The sequence below is a fragment of the Lapidilactobacillus dextrinicus DSM 20335 genome (assembly GCF_001436095.1).
Lineage (GTDB): Bacteria > Bacillota > Bacilli > Lactobacillales > Lactobacillaceae > Lapidilactobacillus > Lapidilactobacillus dextrinicus.
On the sequence record NZ_AYYK01000001.1, the window covers coordinates 1 to 20,878 of the forward strand.

Consider the following 20,878-nt stretch of genomic DNA (forward strand, 5'->3'; position numbering starts at 1 on the left):
CTTCGTTAATGTTTGTTTATTACTAAATGTAATAAACCCTGCACATTACTCGAAACATTGTTCAGTTTTCAAAGGCCTACTGTGTTGCAACAGCAACTCAATTAGTATAACATGTTGTCTTTTTCAATGTCAACAACTTTTTTCAAAACTTTTTCGTTTGAATGTTGAACTGACAATAAAGGCAACGCTTCATAATGCTCGTCGCTAACAACCTAAACTATCTTATCAATTTGACTTTAGTACGTCAATAAGAAATTGCAATTTTTTCGAAACATTTTCCGGCAAGAACATAAAAAAGCCTTGATATCAAGGATATCAAGGCTAAAAAAATCTATTCTTTTTCAGGACGCATGGTTGGGAAGAGTAACACGTCACGGATAGATGGTGCGTCAGTTAATAACATCACTAAACGATCAATGCCAATTCCTAATCCACCAGTTGGTGGCATACCATATTCTAAGGCTTCAATGAAGTCATAGTCGACACCATGGGCTTCGTCATTACCAGCATCACGTTCAGCATCTTGTGCCTCAAAACGTGCTTTTTGGTCAATTGGGTCGTTTAATTCAGAGAAGGCGTTAGCGTACTCTGAACCTAAGATGAACAACTCAAAACGATCCGTGAAGCGTGGATCATCGGCGTTCTTCTTAGCTAATGGTGAAACTTCAATTGGATGGCCATAAACAAAAGTAGGTTCTTGTAGTGTGTCTTCAACAAATTGTTCAAAGAATTCATTGATAATATGGCCAACTTGCCAATATTCTTCATAATGAACATGATGTTCATCGGCTAATCGACGTGCTTGTTCTAGACTCATTTCCTGCCAGAAATCAACACCAGTTTGTTCTTTAATAGCATCAACCATATGAATACGGTGGAAGGGTTGGTCTAAGTCTACTTCTTGACCTTGATAAGTTACTTTACCACTAGCTAATACACTATGGGCAGCATGACGGAAAATCCCTTCGGTTTCATCCATAACGTCTTTAAAATCAAAATAAGCAGCATAAGTCTCTAATTCAGTAAATTCTGGATTATGACGAGTATCAATCCCCTCATTACGATAGACGCGTCCAATTTCATAGACACGTTCCATACCACCGACGATTAAACGTTTGAGTTGTAATTCAAGTGCAATTCGTAAATAGAGATCAATATCTAAAGCATTATGGTGCGTAATAAATGGTTTAGCTGAAGCACCACCTGCCTGGGCATGCAAAGAAGAAGTTTCAACTTCTGTGAAACCTTCACCGTCTAAATATTCGCGAACAGCTTTGACAATTTTACTGCGCTTAACAAAACGGTCAAAACTATCTTGGTTAGCAATCAAGTCCAAATAACGTTGACGATACTTTTGTTCAACATTACTTAAGCCATGAAACTTATCCGGTAATGGACGCAGGGCTTTTGTCAAGAAAGTAACATGAGTTGCTTTAATCGTTAACTCACCAGTATCAGTTTTCATAACTTCGCCATTAATACCGAGGAAATCACCTAAGTCAGATTTCTTGAAAATTTGATAGTTTTCTTCCCCAACCACGTCTTTACGAACATAAATCTGGATTTTGCCACTGCGGTCACGAATATCTGCAAAGCCAACTTTACCCTTACCACGCTTAGAAATCATGCGACCAGCAATGGTTACTTCAGGTACTTCGGTTTCAAGCTGTTCTTTTTCAACATTATCAAACGCTTCATGTAATTGTGCAGATAAATGTGAACGTTTAAACTTTGTGCCAAAAGGATCGATCCCCTCGTCACGTAACGTTTGCATTTTTTCACGACGAACAATTAACTGATCGTTCATGTCTGCTTCATTATTTTGATTTACTTTCTTATTTGCCACAACAATGACCCCTTTTACGCAATATAATGTTTTATAACGATAATCGTGCCTCGTACGAAGCAACAAAATCTTCTAATAGTTGATCCACTTCTGCTTCGGTAGTTGCTTCATTAATCGCAACTTTAGTTCGAGCAGAACGTGGTATTCCCTTAAGATAATAGGCAGCTTGTTGCCGAAATTCAGGAACTGCTAGATGTTCACCTTTAAGTTTGACCAGCGATGACAGTTCTTCTTCGGCGATTATGATTTTCTCACGTGGTGTGGGTTCAGCAATCAGTTCACCAGTGGCTAGGTATTGATTAACCGCCTTTAAAATCCAAGGATTCCCCAAAGCGGCACGACCAATCATGACAGCATCTGCCCCAACTTCAGTCAACATCCGTTTGGCGTCTTGCGGTGTTTTGACATCACCATTACCCATGAACGGAATGGTTAAATGTTGCCGCACCTCTTTTAAAATATCCCAGTTTGCAGTACCAGTATACATTTGTTTACGCGTACGACCATGCATCGCTAAAGCCGCCGCACCAGCGCGTTGGGCTGCAGTAGCATTCTCAACAGCTAATATATGTTGATCATCCCAGCCAGTTCGCATTTTAACAGTTACTGGTTTTTCTACGGCAGCAACCACTGCTGATACCATTTCATAGACTTTGTTAGGATCTAACAACCACTTAGCACCAGCATCCGTTTTGGTAACCTTGTTAACCGGACAGCCCATATTAATATCAATAATATCAGCGTCTGTTTGTTGGTCTACGAATTTAGCAGCCGCCACAAGTGTCTCTTGGGTGCCACCAAAAATCTGAATACTAACAGGATGTTCGCGCGGATCCACAAACATCATACTCAATGTTTTTTGATTGTGATGCATGATGCCACGATCACTGATCATTTCACAAACAACCAAACCAGCACCAAACTGTTTACAAATTACGCGAAAAGCCGAATTTGTAATACCAGCCATAGGTGCTACGACGACTTGATTAGGAATTGTCACATTACCAATTTGCCACTCCACGTACGTTCGCTCCTATTTCTTAACCGTCTAATCTTAGCAAAAAAGCAAGTCTAATTGCAACTTACTTTGATTGTATTAGTGCTTTTAATTCTTCTTCTGTGAATTGATACTTCTTACCACAAAACTTGCAAACAGCTTCTGCACCATGATCTTGCTCAATCATTTCATTTAAATCATTTTGGCTCAACGTAGCCAATGCTTTAGCAAAACGATCCTTAGAACAATCGCACTGGAAAGCCACAGGCATTTTTTCTAAAAACTTAAGCTCATCACCAGCAAAAATCGTTTGAAGAATTTCCTCTGGTGTTTTACCCTGACGTAACAAATCAGAGACGAGTGGTAAGTCTTTTAAATTATGTTCAAGTTGCGTTAATTGTTCATCCGTAGCTCCTGGTAGTGCTTGAATTAAGAAACCACCAGCAACACCAATTGAATTATCTTGGTTAACAAACACGGATAATCCCATTGCTGATGGAATTTGTTCAGACTTTGCTAAATAGTAGGTCAAATCTTCAGCAATTTCACCAGAAGTAATTGGCACTTGACCCGTGAACGGCTCTTTTAAACCTAAATCTTTAGTGACATTAATCATACCGTTAGTCCCAACAGCACGACGAACATCAATTTTACCAACAGGATTCAGCGGTAAGTTAACATGAGGCTGACTAAGATAACCTTTGACTGTTCCATGAGCATTGCCATCTGCAACAATTGCACCAACTGGACCATCACCTAAAATACGCACTGTCAATTTTTCTTCGTCTTTTAATAACGCACTACTTAATAATAGTGTCCCAACTAATGTCCGTCCTAATGCAGCAGAAGAAGCAGACCAAGTATCATGATCGATTTGCGCTGTCTGCACAAGCTCTGTTCCGTCAACTGCTAACATTCGAAAAGCACCATTAGCTGTTATACCTTTAACTAAATAATCTGACACAATGATTCCTCACAATCTATTTACGCCTTTTAAACGTCTTAATCAATAATTCTAGACTAATTAAGCTAAAAAATCTACCACTAATCATTGTAGCCATCCCGGTTTTCTTAAGACAGTAGCGACCGTTGATAGCTCATTATAGATAAAAAGACCCAGACAAAATTGTCTAGGTCTTTTTTACCAGCTACTAACTAGCCGTATTAATTCAATTAAGCCTGGGGATGGTGATCATCTAAATCATCATCGTCAAGATCATCAATATCAATACCATCTGAATCATGACCATTAGGATAAGGATTATCCGGATCAGCTGGCACTTCTTCATCAGCGGGACTTGATTGATAACCAGTAGCAACATCATCAGGTGTTTGAATTTCATGACTGACTTCAGGAACATCTGGTGTTACTTGAGATTCAACATCAGCAGCTGTATCAACAGGAACTTCGTCAGGACGAGCGACTGTTGATTGAGCTTCAGTTTGGATCTTTTCTTGTTGATCAGTATCTTGTCCATGAGCGTCAGTTGCTTGAGACTGTTCATTTTCTTGCTGATCGGTAGATTCACTGTTCGTTGTTCCACTTGAGTGATGATCATCATGTGAATGATCATCAGCTTCTTGTTGTGCATCTTTTTCTTCAAGTGCATGCTTAGCTTCTTCAAAAGTAGCAGCGTGTTCACTTGGATAGTCATCAGTTGTTCCTTCAGGCATCTTGCCGTCATTGAACAAGCTTAAAATTTGTTTCTCATCCAATGTCTCATACTTCAATAATGCTTCGGCAATTAATTTATGTTGATCGCGATGAGTTTGAATAATATCGTAAGCACGTTGATGTGCTTCGTTAATAATCTTGCGAACTTCACGATCGATTGCAGCAGCAGTTTCTTGAGAATATGGTGGTTGTTGACCATAGGACGCCCCTAAGAATGGTTGTGATTCACTTTCTAAGGTAACTGTGCCTAATTTCTCTGACATACCATATTGTGTGACCATACTGCGGGCAATTTGAGTAGCTTGTTCGAAGTCATTTGAAGCGCCAGATGATTCAGCGTTAAAGATAATTTCTTCAGCGGTACGACCACCCATTAAGCCAACAATCTGTTCGTTCAATTCTTTCTTAGTTAATAAGAATTCATCATCACGTGGCAACATAATAGCGTAACCACCAGCGCGACCACGAGGGACGATAGTTACTTTACGAACTGTCCGTGAATCACTTAAAACTAAACCGATCAAGGCATGACCAGCCTCGTGATAAGCAACAGTATTACGTTCTTTAACACTAATGACACGGTCTTTCTTAGCTGGACCGGCAATGACACGATCTTCGGCTTCATCGACATCTTTAGCGTCAATTTGGGTCTTATTACGACGTGCTGCCACCAAAGCTGCTTCATTCAAGACGTTCTCTAGGTCAGCACCAACAAATCCTGGTGTTTCCCGAGCAACAGCCTTCAAATCAACATCTGGTGCTAATGGTTTATCTTTAGCGTGAACTTTCAAAATAGCTTCACGGCCCTTAACATCAGGACGACCAACTAAGATCTTCCGGTCAAAACGACCAGGACGAAGTAAGGCTGGATCTAAGACATCAGAACGGTTAGTTGCAGCAATTACGATGACACCTTCATTGCCTTGGAACCCATCCATTTCAACTAATAATTGGTTCAAAGTTTGTTCACGTTCATCATGACCGCCACCCATGCCAGCGCCACGTTGACGACCAACGGCATCGATTTCATCGATAAAGATGATGGCAGGTGCATTCTTCTTAGCGTTTTCAAATAAGTCACGTACACGTGAAGCACCAACACCGACGAACATTTCCACGAAATCAGAACCAGAAATAGAGAAGAACGGCACACCTGCTTCACCGGCTACGGCACGAGCAAGTAAAGTCTTACCAGTACCTGGAGGTCCCTCAAGTAAAACACCTTTAGGAATTCTAGCACCAAGAGCGCTGAATTTCTTAGGGTTCTTCAAGAACTCAACAACTTCAACCAATTCTTGTTTCTCTTCTTCTGCACCGGCAACGTCAGAGAAACGTACTTGGTTCTTTTTAGGATCTTGTGGTTTGGCTTTGGATTTACCAAAGTTCATCACACCACGACCACTGCCACCGCCTTGGCCAGATTGGTTCATCATGAAGTAGAAGAACACAAACAATAAGACCGTTGGCAATAACATGGTTAATAAACTAATCCAAACCCCAGATTGTGACTCTTCCTTAGCGTGAACGGTCACATCTTTATTTTGAGCTAGTTTAGTCACTTGTGCTAATGACGTATCATTAGGCAACAAAGTTGTCGTAAAGCCAGTGACTGATGTCGAAGAAGCTTGTCCCAACAATCCTGCTGCTGGTGTTGAACTCTTCTGTGCGGTTTTATAAGCACCACTGATTTGGTAAACACCATTAGCTGGTTGCACGCTAAACTCTTTAACTTTGCCAGCTTTTAACTGACTGGTAAATTCGGACATGCTCACTGACTGAGTAGAACCACTATTACCATGGTTAAAGAAGAAACTAATGCCACCAACAATAGCGACGAAAACAATGATGTAAAATAAACCGTTATTTAATAAGCGATTCCGGTTATTTTTCATTTACAACCTCCTGAATTCAAACGATTACTTTGCTTGCAATCGAATGTTGCTATCATACCATATTTGACCATTTTTGACTATTATCTTATGCGTAAACTTCTGGCTTAAGTACGCCAACATATGGCAAATTACGATATTGATTACGGTAATCAAGTCCATAGCCCACGAGAAACTCATCTGGTACTTCAACACCCACATAATCAACGTGAACATCTAGGATTCGATGAGCAGGCTTGCTGAGCAATGTACAAATTTTAACCGAAGCGGCACCACGCGTTGTTAACAGTTTGATTAATGCATCTAGCGTGCGGCCAGTATCAATAATATCTTCAACAATAACAATATTACGATCTTTAACTGGCACATCTAAATCTTTGATGATTTTGACTTCACCACTAGATTCTAATTCATCGCCGTAACTAGAAACATCCATAAACTCAATCTCCGAAAAATCATCGTATGCTCTGACTAAATCAGTCATGAACATTACGGCACCTTTCAAAATACAAATGAAGATTGGATTTTTTCCTTGATAATCCTCACGAAGCTGTTGACCCAAGCGAGCTACAATTTCTTGAATTTCATCTTGTGAAACGATGATTTTCTCAATATTATCGTGCATGTTAATCTCCTTAATTAAAATTAAGCAAGCCCTCAACTAAAAAATAAAGCTATTTAATCGATTGCCATACTCCACTAATTTTTTCTTAATACATAAATAATTTTAGCAGTTTCTCCAACATTCGACAATTTATAATTATAGATATTTTGCACCCACAAAATTTGATCAGCAGCTACTAAAACCCAAGCTTGATCTCGTTGTGAAAAAGGAACTTTGGCATCAATCTGCCGCCGACTTAATTTTTGCCAATGACCGTTAGTCAGTTGTACACGATCACCAACTTGGCGATGGCGCAACGTAAACGCGGTAGGAACAACATTGACTTGCAATTGTGCCACCAACTCACCAGTGAAATTAAGTGGGATTTGCTCAAAAACACCAAACTGATCGTCATCAACTTGCTGCCATTGGTTTAAAGGCAATGAATAACTTATTTCAGTTTTGGTACTGTTTGTTTGCTCCGGTACAAATTGTTTAAATGTAAATTGCTGGTATGTCTGTAAAAAGCACCAATCATTTTGAAGATCAACACGATGATGTCCCTGAGACTCACGTGTTAGTGCTGCAATTTGTTGCAATTGCTGATGATCGCACTGCAGGTCCGGTAAATAAATTTGCATAAAATCCTGCCAAAATAATTGCCATCCCATTAAATCTAGCTCAATAGTAGGAAATGTGCCACTAATTTGGCCATTTTTTTGCTCTAAATTCATTTTTTCATACCACAGACCGAGGAACTGATGTGCGAGTTTTTGTTGTGTCACTAATTCATCGCTAAACAAATTAGCATGTGCTAGTAGTTGTGGGTTTTCTTGTTTTAATATCGGCACAACATGATGACGCAGTCGATTGCGTGGGGTAAAGTCCAATTGATTCGTTGTATCTTCAATATGAATCAATTGCTGTTGTCCTGCATATTCTCGCAAGGCTTCTTTGCTAAATGGCAATAAAGGTCGCCACAATGACCAATCTCTAAATTTTGTCAGCGATTTCAATCCTGGAAGTTCATTCAATTCACCAGAGCGGATCAACTTCAATAGCATTGTCTCGAGTAAATCATCACCATGATGGGCTGTTATTAAGCCATCAGCAACCGTCTCTTGCAAAACATCAGCCAAAAAATCATAACGTGCTTGCCGTGCAGTTGCTTCTGAAGTCTGTTGGCCATGCTGCCAATGGCCAATATGAAGTGGCACTTGATACGCTGCTGCTATTTGCCGTACTAGTTGTTCTTCTTGATCGCTGTCTGCTCGCAATTGATGATTAAAGTAAGCCAGCGATAAGTTTGGTCGAGTTGTCTCAGGTAAGTGAGTCAATAAATCTAATAATACTGCTGAGTCAACCCCGCCGGAAAAAGCTAATATTAATTTACTTTGTGACGCATGAGGTAATAGCTGTTGCCAATGTTGATTGAATGTTTGCTTTAATGTCGTCATCATTTCATCACCAATTTCGTTACTTTAAAAAAAGAGCTGAACCGTCACGACAGTTCAACTCTTTTTAACTATTATATTAATACTTAGCCGCGACGACCGCCGCGACCGCCACGCTTACCTTCAGTGTTACGTTTGATTGCAGTAAGACGATCTTCACTTTCCTTTAAAAAGCCAGAAAGCATATCATCAAAATCTTCGTGACCATGGTTGTTGCCGTGACCATTACGACTGTTGCCGCCTGAATTGCGGCGATGATTATTATAATTATTCTCGCGTCGCTCATGTGGCTGATGTTCATGTGTTGATTGATGATGAACAGTTGCAGTTGCTTGTGGTTCTGTTGCTTGTTTAATTGACAAGCCAATCTTACCATTTTGATTTGAAACCACTTTAACTGTAACGGTGTCACCAACACTCAAAACATCATGGATGTCTTTCACATACTGATTGGAGATCTCACTGATATGAACCAAACCACTTTGACCTGAACCCAAATCAATAAACGCCCCGAAGTTGGTAATTCCGGTTACTTTTCCGGTAACCTTCGACCCAATTTCAACTGCCATAAACCCAAATTTCCTCCTTGGCCACTCTTTGTTATTTAATAAGTATACCACCGAACAAGTTCAATTCAAGTTAGTTTTTGGCATTAATTGAGCTATTTGTCTCCGGCAAGGTAAAGATGATCTCACCTTTTTTAGAATAGTCATACTTATAACGAATTAACTTTTCAATGTAGGTTTTATTATTTAATTGCTTAACTTGGATTTTTAGATTATCACTTTTATCCTTAGTCTTGCTTAATTGCTTCTTTTCGGTTTGAACTTGTTGCTGAATCGCGTTATTCGTTTGCTTGCCTCTAATAATCTGTGATCCCAAGCCAATCAGGATAACTAGCAAAATTGCCAATAAAATCCATAATCGCCGACGATGAACATGCTGCAAATAACGACGACGTGCGTCAATTTGCTGCTGACGTTCTGCTTCTTGGGCAAACTGATTACCGATACTTGTTACTTTATTATTTGGCCGTATTTGCTGTTGCATGCGCTCGCTCCTAGATTTTGATACCTAAAGTATAACATGGTCGTATTAAAAAGTAGTTTAATTGAGAAATTTTTAAACTATTTATCACACTTAAAGACAAGCTACGCCAAGCAGACACAATCTCCGTTAAAAAAGTCACCGCAAAAAATTCGCAGTGACCTTTGCCAACTTTACTTATTAGTATCGCTAACAACTTCATACATATTTTCGGCTTCATCTTTTTTGGTTGTTTCCCGCATGTCGGTAACTTTAACGACTAATGTTTTATTCCCAAATAACAAGGTTAACTCATCGCCAATCTTAACGTCAGTAGATGATTTAGCAACCTTTCCGTTAATGCTAATTCGGCCCTTATCAGCAATTTCTTTAGCGACTGTCCGCCGTTTGATCAGCCGTGAAACTTTTAAATATTTATCTAAACGCATCATTATCTCCTCATGATCATTCTCTTCTTTATTAATAACTCACTTCATCACTCAGCACTTGTTACTGATGTACTTGAAACTGTACTTGAAACATTAATAATTGCTTGTAAGAAGTCCATTAATTGAGGCACCCATTCTTGACTAGTTGACTCTTTTTTGGTTAAACGGAACTTCAATTGGTAGCAATCATCTTCAATTTTAACATCTGCACGATAATTAATCGCGCTTAATGTGGCAAATAACGTTTCGCCATCGACTTTTTTAGTGCCTTCTTTAGTAAAAATAACCGTTAGCGAACGTTCATCTTGTTTTATTTCGGCAATTTGCGCTTCGTCTGCCAATAGCTTTAAGTGACCGACTGTTAATAAATTCTCCACTTCAACAGGATAATCGCCAAACCGATCAATCAAATCTGCTTGAATTTCTTCAAGTTGAGGAACATTTTCTATTTGGCGAATCCGCTTATAGATTTCAATCTTTTGCCGGCTATCATTAACATAGTTATCCGGCAAGTAAGCATCTAATGTTAATTTCAATTCTGCATTTGAAACTGTTGGTGTTTGGTGATGTTGCTTCTTCTTAACGGCATCGTTTAACATTTGCGAATACAAATCAAAACCAACCGAATTAATAAAGCCATGTTGTTGCTTACCCAACAGATTACCAGCACCACGAATAGACAAATCGCGCATTGCAATCTTAAAACCAGAACCTAATTCTGTAAAATCTTTAATTGCTTGTAGCCGCTGTTCGCCCACTTCAGTTAATACTTTGGCCGGTTGATACATTAAATAAGCATAAGCAATCCGACTAGAACGACCGACTCGACCACGAAGCTGATAAAGTTGTGACAAGCCATAGCGATCGGCATTTTCGATAATTAAAGTATTGGCATTGGGCATATCGACACCCGTCTCAATAATTGTCGTTGTAACTAGGACATCAAATTCACCATTAATGAAACTGTAAATAACATTCTCTAATTCATTTTCGGTCATTTGCCCATGAGCAAAACCGATCGTAGCGTCTGGTACTAATGCTTGTAGTTGCGCGACAGTTCGTTCGATATCGCCAACCCGATTATGCAAATAGAAAACCTGACCATGCCGTTCCATTTCGCGCTGAATCGCTTCACGAATTGCCCCAGCATTTTGTTCCATAACGTAAGTTTGGATCGGATAACGGTTCGTTGGTGGTGTTTCAATTACGGATAAATCTCGCACACCGATCATTGACATGTGCAGTGTACGCGGAATCGGCGTCGCTGTTAAAGTCAGTACATCCACATTAGCACGTAATTGTTTCAAACGCTCTTTGTGCTTAACTCCAAAGCGTTGTTCCTCATCAACAATTAACAAACCTAAATCCTGGAAACTAACATCCTTAGACAAAATACGATGAGTTCCCACGACAATATCGATTGTGCCTTTTTTCAAACCTTGAACTGTCAACTTATTTTCAGCACTCGTCTGAAAACGCGACATCATAGCCACATTAATTGGAAAATCAGCGAACCGATCTTTCATCGTCTCAAAATGCTGCTGTGCCAAAATCGTTGTTGGGACTAAAAATGCAACTTGCTTATTATTTTCAACAGCTTTGAACGCTGCCCGCAAAGCCACTTCAGTTTTACCAAAGCCAACGTCACCAACCAATAAACGATCCATTGGTCGCTCTTGCTCCATATCCCGTTTAACTTCTTGGGTACTCCGCAATTGATCAGGTGTCTCCGAATAGGGGAACTCATTTTCAAATTGCTGCTGCAAATCGTCATCCGGTGCAAAAGCAAACCCCTTCTCAGATTGACGCTTAGCATAAAGCTCGATTAATTCATCAGCAATATCTTCAATTTTACTCGCAACATTGCGCTTGGTTTTCTGCCACTCAGCACCGCCTAATTTATTAATATGCGGCGTTTTACCTTCTGCAGAAACATACTTACTAATTAAATTAAGTTGGTCAACCGGTATAAATACTTGCGCATTATTTTGATAGGTAATCGTTAAATAATCACGATGAACGCCATCAACCTCTAGCGTCTGCATACCTTCGTAACGACCAATTCCGTGATTAACATGAACAACATAGTCACCAGGTTTTAACTCACTGTAACTTCGCAGCCGTTCCGTGTTCGCCATGGTTTGTCGGCGAACGGGAACATTTTTCTTAACCCGATTGAACAATTCCCATTCTGTCAAAACAACCAAGTTAGCCTCGGGAATTTCAAAACCATTATGCAAATTACCAGCAATTAATTGTAGTTCATCTAATTCAATTTGGTTTTCATCAGCCAAAGTCACTTTAACTTCGAAATCACGAAAAGTTTGTTGTAAATGTTGCCGTCGCGACTCTTCTGGAATTAACAACAACACTGTCCGTTTCTGTTTATGCCAACGATCCATTTCCGTTTTAATCAAAGGCATTTGACTAAAGAATTGTTGCACCGTGCGCATTGAAACATTCGTCATTTCATCAAAACGTAATTTGCCCATTCCTTTTTGGAACAGTGACAAGAACAGTTGCCGTTGCACTAAATGGTGTTGAACATCGTGAAAATCAGCTTGTACTTGTTGGTTTGCTAAAAAACGACCTTGAGCCATTTGATCAATCTGCCAATCAGCTAAATTTTGAGCCAATTCATCTGCTTTATCCAACAAACGAGCATTATCATCAAAGGCCACAATCCCGGTTTCACTTAAATAATCGTCAATCGTCTGAACTTGATCAGTTAAATAACTTAACAGCAATTCGGAACCATCAGCTAAAATACCTTCTTCTAATTGACTCGTAATTGTGTTGAAGTAGTCAACTAAAGTTTTAGCTCTGGTTGGATCTTTGGCTTCAATTTTTTTAGCTTCTAATGCGACTTCTTGTTGAATTTTTGCTGCGCCTCTTTGCCGATCAGCCAAAGTTAATAAACGATCATTAGCCGGTAAGATCGTTGCTTCAGTGAGATTTTCAATACTGCGCTGAGTAGCCAAGTCAAAGCGACGCAGACTATCAACTTCATCACCGAATAATTCAATCCGTAGGGGATCTTCAGCATCAAGGGGAAAAATATCAATAATGTCCCCACGAATAGCAAACTCACCTGGTTTGGCCACTAATTTTTGTCGTTCATAACCCATGGCTACTAGTTGTTCAGGTAAGGCTGTAATCTCTAACTCGCCATCTTGACGAACAGATAACACGGCTTGCTTAAACTTGTCAGCAGCCGTTAAGTGATAAAGTAAGCCAGCCACTGTTGTCACCACAACGCCGGGTTGTTTACTTAATAAGAAGTTTAGTGCCTGAATACGCAAATTACGTGATTCTGGTGAACTAATGGCACCTTGGGCCGCAACAACTTCTTCAACTGGAAAATAAAAAACCTGATCGCTTGATAACAAGTTGGTTAAATCATCAACAAATTTGCTAGCATGCAGGCCATTGTCCACAACAAATAAAACCGGTTGTTGAGCCGCTTGAACTAAACCGGCAATATATAATGACTCAGCTGACCCATTTAATCCTGTTACTAAGCGGCGTTTAGGTGCAGACCAGTCCGTTAAAATATCAGCTAAATTAATACGCTGACTAAAATAATTAATTAAATTCATGAAAGTCTCCCAATGGTAAATTCGACTTCTGTTAATAACTTCTTTAATTGAAAATCAATTGTGTTTGGTATAAAGGCGACATCTAAATCATAATTATCATTAAAAACGTGATTAATTACTAAAATTACGTTTAATCGTTAATTAAACTGATTCATTAATTGTGGAAAATCTTTTTCTTCTTTAACCCAAAGTGATAATGCAGCAACAGCATTGTCCATTGCCGTTAAGACAACTGGTAAATCATCTTTAGAAAATGGTGTTAAAACCCAATCAACTACTTTAGAACGATCAGGATGTTGAATACCAATTTTAACCCGATTAAAATTCTGGCTCCCAGTTGCTGCAATAATACTCTTAATGCCATTATGACCACCAGAAGCACCATGTGTTCGCAAGCGCAACTTGCCAACAGGCATATCCAAATCATCTTGAATCACAGCAATCTCTTCTGGTTCAAACTGATAATAGCGCATTAAGTCGCCAACTGCTCTTCCTGAATCATTCATGTAAGTCAGCGGTTTAACCAGCATTACTTTTTCACCATTAATCTTAGTTGTCGCTGTTAACGCTGAAAATTCATTTTTCGTCAATTGTAAATTCAAACTATCTGCTAACTGTTGAACAGTATCAAAACCCACATTATGTTTAGTATGTTCATATTTTTGACCTGGATTTCCTAAACCAACAATCATTCTCATTATTTTTACCCTCACCTTATTTATGATGACTTATCTTTTTATTTTTAAAATGACTAAAACATCAATTATATAGTTGAAAAAAATCAGTGCACTAAGTATCAGCGACAAATTATAGCACAAATCCACGCATTTATTAATTCAAACAACCGTAAAGTATTACAGTGTTCTTTGACTGTTGCTATAATCACTATTTTTAAAGATTTGCAAAATGATTCATTATAGAGCAAGTTGCTTGTGAATATTCTGAATTAGTTAGATAATATTGAATGTACTAAGATTGTCAAATACTGTTTGATTAAAGGATTTTATCGTATAAGCTACATGTTAAATATAAAACAGAAAAAGATTAATGATTCGTTTTGAAAATGTCAAACATTCAGCCTTTGCTTTACCGAAAACGGTTGCATTAATTTTGAAGCGAATTCACAAGATCAGCCGTTAATTCCGCCATCGATACTGTTGTAACTAACAAATTTTTTCATGAAAATAAGTAATTTTTTTCTGTTAAACATTTATGAATGTGTTATACTTTAAAAGGCCTTAATTATTGAAATCGGAAAGGATGAATCTTATATGTCAAATCAAACAAAAGATCGTCAAAAAGTATTACTTGTCGGTGATGGCGCCGTAGGTTCAAGTTATGCTTATGCATTAGTACTTCAAGGAATTGCTCAAGAAATTGGTATCGTTGATATCGCCAAAGGTAAAACTCAAGGTGATGCCATTGACCTTTCTAATGCTTTACCATACACTTCTCCTAAGAAAGTCTATTCTGCAGAATATTCTGACGCAGCTGATGCTGATGTTGTGGTTATTACTGCCGGTGCACCACAAAAACCAGGTGAGACTCGTTTAGACTTAGTTAACAAGAACTTGAAGATCTTGAAGTCAATCGTTGATCCTATCGTTGAATCAGGATTCAAAGGTATCTTCGTTGTTGCTGCTAACCCTGTTGATATTTTGACTTATGCTACTTGGCGTCTTTCAGGCTTCCCTAAGGAACGCGTCGTTGGTACTGGTACTTCTCTTGATACATTACGTCTTCGTCAAGAAATTGCAGACATGGTTCAAGTAGATGCTCGTTCCGTCCATGCTTATATCATGGGTGAACATGGTGATTCTGAATTTGCTGTTTGGTCACACGCTAACATCGGTGGTGTTAAGATCTCTGAATGGGTTAAACAACATCCTGAAATGGACGAAAACAAACTTGTTCAAATCTTCGAAGATGTCCGTGATGCTGCTTACAAGATCATCGACTTAAAGGGTGCTACTTTCTATGGTATCGCTACTGCTTTAGCTCGTATTACTCGTGCTATTCTTAATGACGAACATGCAATCTTACCATTATCTGTTTACATGGATGGCGATTATGGTTTGAACGATATCTATATCGGTACTCCTGCTGTTCTTGGTCGCGAAGGTGTAACAAACGTTATTGATATTCCTTTGAACGATCACGAATCACAAGCTATGCATGCTTCAGCTGATCAATTGAAGAAAGTTTTAGACGATGCTTTTGAAGCAACTGGTATCGAAACTCGTCAATAATTAACAATTGATTAATGACTTCTAAAAAGATCTGAGATTTTATCTCAGGTCTTTTTTATATAATAATTTCCCACAATAACCTTAAAGAATCTTAAGTCAGTCTAAAGTTAGAACGTGTTCGTTTTAAAATAACGAATAGCTTGTTATAATGTGTGTGGAAATATAGACCAAACAGGATAAGGTGAAACAAATGAAAAAGGGAACCAAAATACTGCTTAGCGTGATTGGTGCGGCAGTGGTTGTATTAGGCGCATTCTACACATACCGTGGGGTTTATTACCAATCCCATTTTCTGCCCGGCACTAAAGTAGAAGACGTTGATATTAGCAAACTCTCCTACCCTCAAGCAAAGCAAAAGGTTGCCAAAACATTGCGGGATAGTAATTTTACCCTCTATGACCAAAAGACAAAATTAACTCAGGTTTCAGGCAAAGAACTAGGTATTACACAAAATTCCACTGCCTATTTGAAAAAAATCATGCGAACGCAAAATTCATGGTTGCCAACCACTACGGTTAGGGCAGAAAGCACAACCAATGCGATGATTAACATTGATCAACAAAAGCTTAATCAATACGTTGATCAAACCTTAACTACCCTTAACCAAGGCCGGCAAGCACCACAAGATGCTAAAATTGTTAAAACCAACGATAATTATCAAATCAAACCAGAAGTAGCTGGTCAAACCTTTGATAAATCAGCAGTTACTAAGGCGGTTAAAGAAGCAGTTAGCAAGGGCCAGCCAAAGGTTCAACTTGCTGATAGTCATCAACAAGCAAAAGTTACAAAGAATGATGCGCAGCTCACTGAACAATTAGCCAAAATCAAAAAAATCGACACGATTACGGGTAAATATACGATTGCCGGTAAGACCGAAACAATCACCCCGGCAATGATTCATCAGTGGCTTGGTTATTCTGACGGTAAAATCACCCTTGATCAAACAGCTATGAAAGCATACTTGAGCTCACTCAATGACAAGTATGCAACCTATAATAAATCACGCCAATTTAAATCGACTAAACGTGGTGTCGTTACCGTTCCTGCTGGTATTTATGGTTGGAGTATTAATTCTGCTAGTGAATTACCAAAGTTAACTGATGTAATTTTAGCCGGCAAAGACTTTACGCGCGAACCAGTTATCGTAGGCACAGGCTACTCCAAGGACGGATACGGCGATGCATTAAGCGATATTGGCAATACTTACATTGAAGTTGATAAACAAAATCAACACATGTGGGTTTATATGAACGGTCAATTAAAGATTGATACAGATGTTGTTACAGGTAATCCTAACGGCCACGATACTCCAGTCGGTGTTTGGGCTATCTGGGCTAAAGAACGTAACTCCACACTTCGTGGTGAAAATGATAACGGTAGTAAATACGCTTCTAAAGTTGCTTATTGGATGCCAATTGATGATACTGGTGTTGGTATTCACGATTCACCATGGCAACCACAATATGGCGGTGATTGGTATAAGACTCATGGTTCCCATGGTTGTATTAATACACCTCCTGCTACTGTTGCTAAAATCTTCAATATGGTTTCAACCGGCATGCCAGTTGTTGTCTTCTAAATTGAATTTAAAAAAGCTTGAGGAAATTTCCTCAAGCTTTTTTATATGTGCACTTTTCATTTTATTTTGTTGTAGCTTCAACTTTAGTAATTTGTAATAAACCATCGCCAAGCGGTAACAAAGTGGTCAACAAATTAGGATCAGCATACACCGTGGTTAACAACTGATTCAATTTGCGATGAATACCTTTGTCACGATGCCGAATGGTTGTTTCAGGTTCAAAAATACTGCCACCCTGCAACACGTCATCAATCAATAAAATACCGTGAGGTGCTAATAGACGTAAAGCTTCAGGTAGAAATTTAATGTATTGCGCTTTGGCCGCATCCAAAAAAATTAAATCATACTGTGTCGTTAACGTTGGTAAAATATCTGCAGCATCACCTGTTAATAATTGGATATTCTCAGAATAGCCTAGCTGCTCCCAATTAGCTCTAGCATGATGATACATCGTTTCAAAACGATCAATTGTTGTTATTTGAGCTTGTTTTTGGGTTGCTTCAACGAATAACGATGATGAAAAACCAATCGCCGTTCCCACTTCTAATATTGCTTTAGGTTGTCGTTGAGTGACCAATTGATATAAATAACTCACTGTTTCTTGGGGAATTATGGGAATTCGCTTAGTATTTGCTTCATGTTGAATTTGGAGTAATTTGGAGCTAAGTGGTACGATTTGTTGTCTTAAAAAATTTAAAACTTCAGGTTTTACAACTGGACGTGACATCATTTCATTACGCATTTCTCATTTGACTCCCATATTTTTGTTTAAGTGACTCTTATTAAGCTCTCATATATTTCCAATACTGTCAATTTATGTTATGATAGCAACGAAGTTAAAGACCTTGGAGGGAACATTATGCTCATCAAGACATTGGTTTTGCAAAAAGATAAATTAACGACCGTTAATGAAACAGCAACATTAGAAGAGGCACTTAATATTCTTGAAGACTCCGGATACCGTTGTGTCCCAATTCTAGATGCTTCAGGTAAAATCTTTCGTGGCAATATTTACAAAATGCATATCTATCGCCATAAATCTCAAGGTGGTAACATGCAATTACCTGTCACCTACTTACTAAAAAATACCACCAAAACAATTGATGTTGATTCACCATTCTTTAAAGTATTTTTCAATATTAAAGATTTACCTTATATTGCAGTTTTAGATGAAAGCCATAACTTCTATGGTATTTTAACTCATGCCAAGTTACTAGAAATGTTATCAGAAGCTTGGAACTTAGATATTAGTAGTTACGTTCTAACGATCATGTCGACTGGTGAACGTGGCGAACTTGAAGAAATGTCTAAGATCATTACTAAGTATACCTCAATTGAAGCCTGCATTACTTTGGATGCTAAAAAGGGCTCATCAGTACGCCGGACTTTAATGACTTTACCAGCAGGTGTTGATCGTAAAACACTTAATCAAATCGTTGAACGTTTAGAAAAGAAAAAATATCATGTTGCAGAAATAGACGATTTACAATCTGGTGACACAATTTTAGATGAAGATAAATAAATGACAAAGATAAAGGACCTGAGAAATTCTCAGATCCTTTTTTATTACCTATGAATTAAACATTAACAACTAATTGTATGTAATTACTTAGTAGCAACTAACCCTAAGCTAATTTGCAAGGCGTGGTCAACAGCATTCATTCTTTCATCGTTTAAATGCGTCACACGCTCTTTTAAACGTTGCTTGTCTATTGTCCTTACCTGCTCTAATAAAATCACTGAATCGCGTTCTATGCCGTCTTTCGCATTAGTTATGCCGACATGGGTTGGCATCTTCGGTTTGGTAATTTTAGCCGTGATAGCCGCAATGATAACCGTTGGACTATAATGATTGCCCACGTCGTTTTGAATAATCAAAACCGGCCGCATTCCGCCCTGTTCTGAACCAACGACCGGCGATAAATCAGCGAAAAAGATATCGCCACGCTTAAATTCTTTTTGCTCCATTTAATCAACTCACATCTAATCTATTTTTGCTTCACAACCAGCGCATTCTTGACAAATTTCAGAATTTAGCGAGGCCATTTCTGCATAACCATGCACTAAACTCGCCACTGTTTGATTGTGATGATAAAGAAAATCACTCACAGCTTCTTCAACAACGTTTTCTGGATCAAGCTGGTAAAACTCACAATACTGCAATAAGGCATGACGTAAATGTGGATCTACCTCTGTCATCAATTGATCATCAACCATAAGTGCCATCTGAAACCCCTCCGATTGTCACTGGACAATACTAATAATATAAGTCTAACTAAAAAAATAATAACATGTCTCCTAAAAAAAGCAAGACAACCAGGTCATGAGGGCCTAATTATCTTACTTTTTAATTAATGGATTATTGAAGTTAGTAACTTAGTCTTCTCGTTTGGGTAAATAATGACGAGGAATCCGATCGTGTAAACCACAAGCAATTTCATAATGAATAGTTTGCGCGTAATCAGCGACCTCTTGCAAAGTAATCTCGTCATCTTCATCATGACCAATTAGCGTAACTTTCTCACCAACTGCAAATTTTTCTGGCATTCGGACCATAACCTGATCCATACAAACTCGGCCAACAATTGGACAACGTTTGCCTTTAATTAAAACGGACATTCCTGACATTCTTCGTAGCCAACCATCCGCATAGCCAATCGGAATTGTACCAATCCACTCGTCGTTTTTGGCTGTGTAAGTAGCACCATAACTCACGGAATCACCGACATGAATTTGCTTAACAAAAACTAACTCACTGTATAACGATAATGCAGGTTGTAATTCATAAGGAGCTGCTAACGTACTTCCCGATGGATTCAAGCCATAAATGGCAACGCCAAAACGAATCATGTTACATTGACAAGCTTCATGCCATAAACTAGTTGCAGAATTAGCAACATGAACGTATTTAGGCCGTTCAGGAAGTGCATTTAACAATACTTTAAACTTAGCTACTTGCTTTTCAAAATAAGTCGTATCTTTTTCATCAGCCGTGGCAAAGTGAGTAAAAATCCCCTCTAGCGTTAAATAAGCTGATGCTTTAACGAACGCTGCGGCAGCTTTTAACGCATCAACATCGGTAAAACCAATTCGTCCCATCCCAGTATCCGTGGCAAAGTGAAGCTTTAATTGTGGACAATCTGGTACGGCTTTTAGTAACGGTGTCGCCATAGTTAACCAGTCTTGATCGCCAACAGCTAACGCAATATTTTGAGCAGCAGCAATTGGTGCTGCTTGAGGGCTGGTAATCCCTAAAACCAAAATTGGAGCAGCAATCTGAGCAGCGCGCAAGGCTAATGCTTCATCAATCGTTGCAACACAAAAACCAGTGGCACCGGCCTCTTGACAAACACGGGCAACTGGAACTAGCCCATGTCCATATGCATCAGCTTTAACAACGGCAAATAAAGCCGTCTCTGGATTTAGACGTTTTTTTTCTTCATGAACATTATGATAGATGGCCTGTTGGTCAACTTCAATATAAGTTGGTCGTAAGTATGATGGTTGCATT

The 20,878-nt window shown here is 38.8% G+C and carries 17 protein-coding genes and 1 pseudogene; 3 read left to right on the forward strand and 15 right to left on the reverse strand.

Annotated features, from left to right (window positions below):
• Positions 1-331: 331 nt before the first annotated feature.
• The 11 genes and pseudogenes from lysS to pth form a co-directional block, all read right to left on the reverse strand.
• Positions 332-1,807: a lysine--tRNA ligase gene (lysS, locus tag FC84_RS00005; RefSeq protein ID WP_057754229.1), complete on the reverse strand. Its 1,476-nt coding sequence runs from the start codon at positions 1,805-1,807 to the stop codon at positions 332-334.
• Positions 1,808-1,877: 70 nt separating this feature from the next.
• On the reverse strand, positions 1,878-2,813 hold the full coding sequence (dusB, locus tag FC84_RS00010; RefSeq protein WP_236697745.1) for a tRNA dihydrouridine synthase DusB: 936 nt from the start codon (positions 2,811-2,813) through the stop codon (positions 1,878-1,880).
• A 115-nt stretch (positions 2,814-2,928) separates the two neighbouring features.
• The gene (gene hslO / locus FC84_RS00015; protein ID WP_057753452.1) at positions 2,929-3,807 is read right to left on the reverse strand and encodes an Hsp33 family molecular chaperone HslO; all 879 of its coding nucleotides are present in this window, start codon (positions 3,805-3,807) and stop codon (positions 2,929-2,931) included.
• Positions 3,808-4,229: 422 nt separating this feature from the next.
• A pseudogene (gene ftsH / locus FC84_RS00020) lies at positions 4,230-6,410 on the reverse strand (ATP-dependent zinc metalloprotease FtsH); the annotation flags it as partial.
• A gap of 85 nt (positions 6,411-6,495) precedes the next feature.
• Positions 6,496-7,032, reverse strand: a complete 537-nt coding sequence (gene hpt / locus FC84_RS00025; protein ID WP_057753455.1) for a hypoxanthine phosphoribosyltransferase — start codon at positions 7,030-7,032, stop codon at positions 6,496-6,498.
• A gap of 74 nt (positions 7,033-7,106) precedes the next feature.
• Positions 7,107-8,468, reverse strand: a complete 1,362-nt coding sequence (tilS, locus tag FC84_RS00030; RefSeq protein ID WP_057753458.1) for a tRNA lysidine(34) synthetase TilS — start codon at positions 8,466-8,468, stop codon at positions 7,107-7,109.
• Positions 8,469-8,551: 83 nt separating this feature from the next.
• A complete protein-coding gene (locus FC84_RS00035) occupies positions 8,552-9,034 on the reverse strand; it encodes a S1 domain-containing RNA-binding protein (protein WP_057753461.1) in 483 nt (160 codons plus the stop codon).
• A 70-nt stretch (positions 9,035-9,104) separates the two neighbouring features.
• Positions 9,105-9,515, reverse strand: a complete 411-nt coding sequence (locus FC84_RS00040; RefSeq protein ID WP_057753464.1) for an FtsB family cell division protein — start codon at positions 9,513-9,515, stop codon at positions 9,105-9,107.
• Positions 9,516-9,685: 170 nt separating this feature from the next.
• Positions 9,686-9,940, reverse strand: a complete 255-nt coding sequence (locus FC84_RS00045; protein ID WP_057753467.1) for an RNA-binding S4 domain-containing protein — start codon at positions 9,938-9,940, stop codon at positions 9,686-9,688.
• 47 nt (positions 9,941-9,987) lie between these two features.
• Positions 9,988-13,539 carry a transcription-repair coupling factor gene (gene mfd, locus FC84_RS00050; RefSeq protein WP_057753471.1) on the reverse strand — a complete coding sequence of 1,184 codons (3,552 nt, stop codon included), beginning with the start codon at positions 13,537-13,539 and terminating at the stop codon, positions 9,988-9,990.
• Between the two features lie 137 nt (positions 13,540-13,676).
• Positions 13,677-14,237 (reverse strand): aminoacyl-tRNA hydrolase, encoded by a 561-nt coding sequence (gene pth / locus FC84_RS00055; protein ID WP_057753474.1) that lies wholly within the window; start codon positions 14,235-14,237, stop codon positions 13,677-13,679.
• Between the two features lie 573 nt (positions 14,238-14,810).
• Between pth and FC84_RS00060 the strand changes: the two genes are divergently transcribed.
• A complete protein-coding gene (locus tag FC84_RS00060; RefSeq protein ID WP_057753478.1) occupies positions 14,811-15,788 on the forward strand; it encodes an L-lactate dehydrogenase in 978 nt (325 codons plus the stop codon).
• Positions 15,789-15,978: 190 nt separating this feature from the next.
• Positions 15,979-17,367, forward strand: coding sequence for a L,D-transpeptidase family protein (locus FC84_RS00065; protein WP_057753481.1), 1,389 nt, complete (start codon positions 15,979-15,981; stop codon positions 17,365-17,367).
• A 61-nt stretch (positions 17,368-17,428) separates the two neighbouring features.
• On the opposite strand, the gene FC84_RS00070 is transcribed toward FC84_RS00065, so the two are convergent.
• Positions 17,429-18,109, reverse strand: a complete 681-nt coding sequence (locus FC84_RS00070; protein WP_057753482.1) for an O-methyltransferase — start codon at positions 18,107-18,109, stop codon at positions 17,429-17,431.
• Positions 18,110-18,226: 117 nt separating this feature from the next.
• On the opposite strand from FC84_RS00070, the gene cbpA reads away from it, so the two are divergent.
• The gene (gene cbpA, locus FC84_RS00075) at positions 18,227-18,889 is read left to right on the forward strand and encodes a cyclic di-AMP binding protein CbpA (RefSeq protein ID WP_057753485.1); all 663 of its coding nucleotides are present in this window, start codon (positions 18,227-18,229) and stop codon (positions 18,887-18,889) included.
• A gap of 83 nt (positions 18,890-18,972) precedes the next feature.
• On the opposite strand, the gene FC84_RS00080 is transcribed toward cbpA, so the two are convergent.
• The 3 genes from FC84_RS00080 to alr all read right to left on the reverse strand — a co-directional run bounded on the left by FC84_RS00080 (position 18,973) and on the right by alr (position 20,877).
• A complete protein-coding gene (locus FC84_RS00080) occupies positions 18,973-19,335 on the reverse strand; it encodes a type II toxin-antitoxin system PemK/MazF family toxin (RefSeq protein WP_057753488.1) in 363 nt (120 codons plus the stop codon).
• A 15-nt stretch (positions 19,336-19,350) separates the two neighbouring features.
• Positions 19,351-19,593 carry a hypothetical protein gene (locus FC84_RS00085; protein ID WP_057753491.1) on the reverse strand — a complete coding sequence of 81 codons (243 nt, stop codon included), beginning with the start codon at positions 19,591-19,593 and terminating at the stop codon, positions 19,351-19,353.
• A gap of 150 nt (positions 19,594-19,743) precedes the next feature.
• Positions 19,744-20,877, reverse strand: a complete 1,134-nt coding sequence (gene alr / locus FC84_RS00090; protein ID WP_057753494.1) for an alanine racemase — start codon at positions 20,875-20,877, stop codon at positions 19,744-19,746.
• Position 20,878 lies beyond the last annotated feature (1 nt).